The sequence below is a fragment of the Longimonas sp. genome (genome assembly GCF_040409695.1).
Taxonomy (GTDB): Bacteria; Bacteroidota; Rhodothermia; order Rhodothermales; family Salinibacteraceae; genus Longimonas.
In genome coordinates this window covers 1-5759 of the sequence record NZ_JARWGJ010000157.1, presented here as the reverse complement: position 1 = coordinate 5759, position 5759 = coordinate 1, and the positions used below count along the sequence as shown (strand labels likewise).

Sequence of the window (5759 nt, the reverse complement as noted above, 5' to 3'; positions counted from 1 at the left end):
GAGACCGGGTCGTCGCTGTCGCAAGCGGCAAGCGATAGCACAAGCGCCATCGCAAGCAGGTAAACGGCCATACGTGAGCCGCGTAACATCGTGTTCAACATGGGTCGTTGGTTGATTTATGAAACGGTTTTTCAGAGGTCGTATTGATCTTCCTACGCATGCGTTCTATTGCGTTAAACGGATACGTAGGTGTCTCAGGTTGTGTGTTTGTGCGCTACGTCAGTAGAACATAGGGCATTCGATCCGAGGATGCAATGGAAGCGCTTCAAAACACTTCACGATGCTGGAAAGAATGAACGGCAGGTGACGCACTCAAGAAGGTAATATAGACACGTCATCCCTGCAAAAAACAGCCTCGCAAAACATGAAATGATTATCATTACAAAGGCGTCACCATAAAAAGGCATTGCCATAAAGATGCCCACGCAGCCAGAATCTCGTCCGGCACGCAGGCATGCTTGCAGCGGCTCTATCGTTTACTCTCACACGTCAAGGTGAGAAAGGGCAGTGGATAGACGCTACGTGATCAAGCAATTGGCCATCGGAGTCTCCTATCAGTCGAACGAACCCCCTCTCCCTTATTCCGCTTCGCTCCATCAGTCGCCCTGCGGGCTTGTGTCGGGTTTCTCCCCTTGTCCAAGGGGGAGATGTCCACAGGATCACGCCTGCGGCGAAGCTCGGCAGACAGAGGGGGGCAGCGAACTGTGATGAAGTGACCTACATGGCAACCACTTACCATTGAACCGCTACACATCCCACGTCAGAATGTCTTCTTCCGACTTCTCTTTCGTCTCCCATTCCTCTGCATCTTCGGGCGGGTCTTTCTTTTCAGTGATGTTGTAGCCCATCTCTCGCCACTGGTTGGCGAGGTACTCATTCCATTGGATATAGTGCACGTACTCCTCGGGAAGCTCGTCGTCGGGGTAGATGGCTTCGGTCGGGCACACGGGCACACAGGCATTGCAGTCGATGCACTCCTCCGGCTGAATGGCCAAAAAGTTCGGGCCTTCGTAGAAGCAGTCGACTGGACAGACCTCGACGCAATCGGTGTACTTGCAGTTGATGCAGGGCTCGGTAACGACGTACGGCATGAAACGCGAGATAAAGGGAGATTCGACGGTTGATTCGGATGCGTGTTAGTCAGTATCTTCTATGCAGTTCCAGCCGTCCGCCGCCCGTTGCGGGTCCATTACGGTTTTGGAGCTTGTGCTTATGTTCTTGCCCCCGCCTGCGTCCACCTGGCCCCTTCCAGCTATGTCTACCCCCACACGCACTCTCGCCCTCATTGCGCATGACGGCAAAAAGGCCGACATGATCTCGTTCGCACACCACCACGCGGAGCAGCTCCGTCAGTTTAATATTATTGCGACCGGCACCACAGGCGGTCTCCTTCAAAACGAGCTCGACCTCACCGTCGATCGCAAAGAGTCCGGCCCGCTCGGCGGCGATGTCCAAATTGCAGCCGACGTAGTCGATGGACTCGTCGACGCGGTCATTTTCTTCATCGATCCGCAGGGCAAGCATCCGCACGAGCCCGATATTCAGACGCTGCTGCGGACCTGCGTGGTCAAGAACACGCCGCTGGCCACCAATGAGCCCACCGCTCGCATGCTGCTAACAACAGAGTTCGTGGCTCCCACCACCGAGGCGACGTAGACGCTACGCCTCCCCCTACCCGGCTCTTCTCCTTCTACCGATTCCCCGCCAACAGAAACGCGCTCATATGCCTCCGTTCCTCCTCGCGGCACGCCGCCGCATGCCGCTGTTTATCATGGGCATGCTGCTGGGCATGGGCCTTCTGGGGTGCGACCCGCCCGACACGCCCGAGGCCCCTACCACGTTTGCCGCCACCTTTACGACCTGGAACGAGCTGCCCGGCTGGAGCGAGGCGAACGCCGCCCCGGCGGCCGAGGCCATGCTCCGTTCCTGTAGCACCTGGAGCAGCCGCGCGCCTGACGAGTCCATGCACCCCGATCGCGCCTGGTATGGCACCGTTGGGGCCTGGCAGCACGCCTGCATGCGCCTGGCCGAGCGCCCCGACTCGGTATCGATCGAGCGGCGCTTCTGGCAGCTCTTCCAGCCGATCCAGCTGCACGTACGCAACGCCGAACCGCTTCTCACCGGCTACTACGAGCCGATCCTGAACGGGTCGCGCACGCCCACCGCGTCTTACACCGAACCGCTACGCGCTCCGCCGCCCGACCTGGTACGCATTGATCTGAGCGCGTTTCGAGACCGATTCGAGGGAGAAACGCTGCTGGGGCGCGTCGATGGCAACCAGGTGCGTCCGTACTACGACCGCGCGGCCATCGAGGCCGGCGCCCTGCGCGAACACGACCTTGGCTTTCTCTGGGTCGACAGCCGCGTCGACAAGTTTTTCCTTCAGATTCAAGGCTCAGGACGCATCGAGCTGCGCGACGGGTCGCTCACACGCGTCGGCTATGCTGGACAGAACGGGCAGCCTTACCGCGCCATCGGACGCGATTTGATCGAGATGGGCGAGGTGCCTCGCGAAGAGATGTCCATGCAGCGCATCCGCGACTGGCTGGCCGCACATCCCGAGCAGGCCGATGATCTCATGAATCGCAACGCCTCGTATATCTTCTTTCAGGAGCGCACCGACCTCGACCCCGAAGACGGGCCCATCGGCTCACAGGGCGTACCACTCATCCCCGAGCACTCCCTCGCTGTAGACCCCACCTTCGTTCCCCTCGGCACCCCCGTCTGGATCGACGGCACAGCCCCAACAGCCGCTCCTAACGACACCACCGCGGTGCCCTTTCAGCGCCTTATGGTGGCTCAAGACACCGGTGGCGCCATCCGCGGACCGCTCCGCGGCGACGTGTTCTGGGGCAACGGCCCCGACGCTGAAACCCGCGCCGGACGCATGCAGCACCCGGCTCGCTGGTACGTGCTTGTGCCCCGTACCGTGTTTCTGGGCTCGTAGCGCCCTCACTTATCCGCCAGGTAGATGCAGGTAGATACAGGTAGATACAGGGGAATGCGTACCGCTCTTCTTTGGAACGGGAGTTCTTGCGCGTACAGGTTACAACTCTTCTCTGTAAACCCGCGTCCTGATAAGCGACTCACACCTTTTTTGCAATAACGGATGCATCCAGCATGACCTGCTCCAACCGTCTCAACGCAACGCGCCCGCCCATCCTGATCAAGGACGAGCGGGCGCATGCAGCACGTTCGGGCTGAAGAGAGTGCCCTACGACTCAGGGATCACCTGAATGTCGAGGGTCGCATCCACTTCAGAATGTAGATTGATGTTTGCCTTGTAAGTACCGATCACGCGAATGTCTTCGTGCAGCTCAATATCGCGGCGGTCGATTTCGAAGCCCCGGTTTGCAAGCTCCACCGCGATCTGCTGCGTGGTAATGGTACCGAAGATGCGGTTGTCTTCCCCGACTTTCGCGGTGAACACTACCTGCATATCTTCGAGCTCCTCGGCCACGCGCTCGGCCTCTTCTTTTTTAGCAGCCACCTTGCGCGCCGCCTGGCGCTGCTCTTCTTTTAGCTGGCGCACAGCCCCTTCTGTAGCGAGGCGCGCCATGCCCTGTGGGATTAGATAGTTGCGTCCGTATCCGTTGGCCACTTCGTGGACTTCGCCTTTCGAGCCCAGGTGGTCAACGTCTTGAAGTAGAATAACGTCCATAGTGTCGTCTGGTAGATAGTAAGTTCAACAACAGTGGGCGGGAAAAAGCTATCGCACGTTGTCGGATACGTACGGCAGCAGCGCGAGCTGACGGGCGCGCTTGATGGCACGCGTAATCTGGCGCTGCACACGGGCCGGCACGTCGCCTACGCGGCGCGGCAGAATCTTGCCCTGGTTGTTGATGAACTGCTCCAAGAACTCGGTGTCCTTGTAGTCAACGTACTCAACGTGTTCGAAGTCTTGGTCGTTACGAGCCATAATGTAAAATCAGGTTGTATGGATACAGCAGAATCGAAGGAAGGAGCCGCTTACGCCTCGTCTTCAGCAACTTCGGCGGCTACGTCGGCCGCTGACTGAGTCTGGCGCTTGTAGTGGCGGATCATTTTCGCATCCATGCGCAGCGTCATGTAGCGGAGGATCTGGTCGTTAAGCTGCAGCTGGCGCTCCAGCTTCGGCACCACGGTACCGGGCGCTTTGAAGTAGAGATTTACGTAGTAGCCGCTGCGCTTCTTGTCGATCTCGTATGCAAGACGCTGGTTGCCCCACTCGTCGACATACTCAAGCGTACCGTTCTCACGGATGAAGCTGTTTACGGAGTTGACAATGTCGTCAACCTGGTTCTGCTGAGCCACCCCACTGATGATGTAGGTAAGCTCGTACATGTTTTCGGAAGCCATAAGAGAGAATATCCCTGTGGAATGAAACGGATAGTTCATGCCCCGGTCTGTGGCCGCGGGCGCTTGCAGGCGCCCGAGAAGCCAGTTGGAGCAGGGATCACATACGCCGCGTTGATCTGGGCTGTATCGTGACAGCATAGGCTTACACACTCACGTGCTGAATGTGGCCTTGCTGCGTTGAAATAGTTACGAATTGAATGCGCGTGTGCGCCTCACGTGCCTTGCGCCGCTCCCCCGAACAGGGTCTGCCTGCAAGGTCTCTGTCTGCAGGGTCTGCCCGCAAGGCAGGGCAACGAGCCGCTTCGGATTGGCGACTACAACTGAGCCAGCCGCTCGGCATGCTCTTCAGCTTTCAGCGCGTCAAGCACCGGATCGAGGTCGCCTTCGATGATATCGCCCAGCGCGTAGTTCTTGTTGTCGCCTTCCATCCGGTGGTCGGTAACGCGATCTTGCGGAAAGTTGTAGGTGCGGATCTTTGCCGAGCGGTCGCCCGATCCAATCTGTGAGCGCCGCTCCTCCGCCCGCTCTTCGCGCTGCTTCTCCAGCTTCATTTCGTAGAGACGCGAGCGCAGCACCCGCATGGCTTTGTCACGGTTCTTGTGCTGGCTCTTCTCATCCTGACACGTAACAACCAGCTTCGTAGGCAGGTGCGTGATGCGGATGGCTGAGTCGGTCGTGTTCACCGACTGCCCGCCTGGCCCGCTGGCGCGGTACGTGTCTATGTTGAGCTCATGAGATTTGATGTCGATGTCGACCTCTTCCGCCTCAGGCAAGACGGCAACCGTGGCTGCCGACGTGTGGATACGACCGCTCGACTCAGTTTCGGGCACGCGCTGCACGCGATGCACGCCGCTCTCGTACTTCATCGTCCCGAACACCTCGGGGCCGCCCAGGCTGAACGTGATCTCTTTGAAGCCGCCATGCGAGCCATACGACGCATCAATCACCTCGTGCGTCCATCCTTTTTTCTCCGCATACTTGACGTACATCCGGTAGAGGTCGCCCGCAAAGATAGCAGCCTCGTCGCCACCGGTGCCTGCACGGATTTCGATAATGGCGTTCTTCCGGTCCTCCGGGTCTTTCGGAATGAGCTTGTCCTTCAGGTCAGCTTCTACCTCGGGCAGACGGTCGTTCAGCTTTTTGAGCTCATCCTGTGCCAGATCGGCCATCTCACCCGACTCATCCGTCACCATCTCTTTCAGGTCGCTACGCTCGCTGAGCAAGTTCTCGTACGTGTTGATCGCCTCAATGACTTCACGCAGCTGCCCATGCTCTTGTCCGAGCTCCGACATCTTCTGCGGATCTGTAGCAATCTCCGGATCGGCCATCATCTGCTCGATCTCGTCGAATCGGTTTTTAATCTTGTCCAGCTTCTCCAGCTCGATCATACACAGCGCAAAGACTCGTGGCAAAATAACGGA

General features: G+C 58.5%; 7 protein-coding genes. 2 read left to right on the top strand and 5 right to left on the bottom strand.

Annotated features, from left to right (window positions below):
* Positions 1-746: 746 nt before the first annotated feature.
* Positions 747-1091, bottom strand: a complete 345-nt coding sequence (gene fdxA / locus PPP56_RS09695) for a ferredoxin FdxA (protein ID WP_353563840.1) — start codon at positions 1089-1091, stop codon at positions 747-749.
* Between the two features lie 163 nt (positions 1092-1254).
* Between fdxA and PPP56_RS09690 the strand changes: the two genes are divergently transcribed.
* Positions 1255-1656: a methylglyoxal synthase gene (locus tag PPP56_RS09690; RefSeq protein WP_353563839.1), complete on the top strand. Its 402-nt coding sequence runs from the start codon at positions 1255-1257 to the stop codon at positions 1654-1656.
* 67 nt (positions 1657-1723) lie between these two features.
* Positions 1724-2947, top strand: coding sequence for a murein transglycosylase A (mltA, locus tag PPP56_RS09685; RefSeq protein ID WP_353563838.1), 1224 nt, complete (start codon positions 1724-1726; stop codon positions 2945-2947).
* Positions 2948-3214: 267 nt separating this feature from the next.
* Here mltA and rplI read toward each other — a convergent pair whose 3' ends face one another.
* The 4 genes from rplI to prfA form a co-directional block, all read right to left on the bottom strand.
* On the bottom strand, positions 3215-3661 hold the full coding sequence (rplI, locus tag PPP56_RS09680; RefSeq protein ID WP_353563837.1) for a 50S ribosomal protein L9: 447 nt from the start codon (positions 3659-3661) through the stop codon (positions 3215-3217).
* Between the two features lie 48 nt (positions 3662-3709).
* Positions 3710-3919, bottom strand: a complete 210-nt coding sequence (gene rpsR, locus PPP56_RS09675; protein ID WP_502912572.1) for a 30S ribosomal protein S18 — start codon at positions 3917-3919, stop codon at positions 3710-3712.
* 50 nt (positions 3920-3969) lie between these two features.
* Complete coding sequence (gene rpsF, locus PPP56_RS09670; RefSeq protein WP_353563836.1) at positions 3970-4338, bottom strand: 30S ribosomal protein S6; 369 nt, start codon at positions 4336-4338, stop codon at positions 3970-3972.
* Between the two features lie 314 nt (positions 4339-4652).
* Positions 4653-5726 carry a peptide chain release factor 1 gene (gene prfA, locus PPP56_RS09665; RefSeq protein ID WP_353563841.1) on the bottom strand — a complete coding sequence of 358 codons (1074 nt, stop codon included), beginning with the start codon at positions 5724-5726 and terminating at the stop codon, positions 4653-4655.
* Positions 5727-5759 lie beyond the last annotated feature (33 nt).

Bases quoted from the DNA above. Each gene is read 5' to 3' on its own strand.
- rpsF (WP_353563836.1), bottom strand. From the start codon at position 4,338: ATGGCTTCCGAAAACATGTACGAGCTTACCTACATCATCAGTGGGGTG.
- PPP56_RS09690 (WP_353563839.1), top strand. From the start codon at position 1,255: ATGTCTACCCCCACACGCACTCTCGCCCTCATTGCGCATGACGGCAAA.
- prfA (WP_353563841.1), bottom strand. From the start codon at position 5,726: ATGATCGAGCTGGAGAAGCTGGACAAGATTAAAAACCGATTCGACGAG.
- rpsR (WP_502912572.1), bottom strand. From the start codon at position 3,919: ATGGCTCGTAACGACCAAGACTTCGAACACGTTGAGTACGTTGACTAC.
- mltA (WP_353563838.1), top strand. From the start codon at position 1,724: ATGCCTCCGTTCCTCCTCGCGGCACGCCGCCGCATGCCGCTGTTTATC.
- fdxA (WP_353563840.1), bottom strand. From the start codon at position 1,091: ATGCCGTACGTCGTTACCGAGCCCTGCATCAACTGCAAGTACACCGAT.
- rplI (WP_353563837.1), bottom strand. From the start codon at position 3,661: ATGGACGTTATTCTACTTCAAGACGTTGACCACCTGGGCTCGAAAGGC.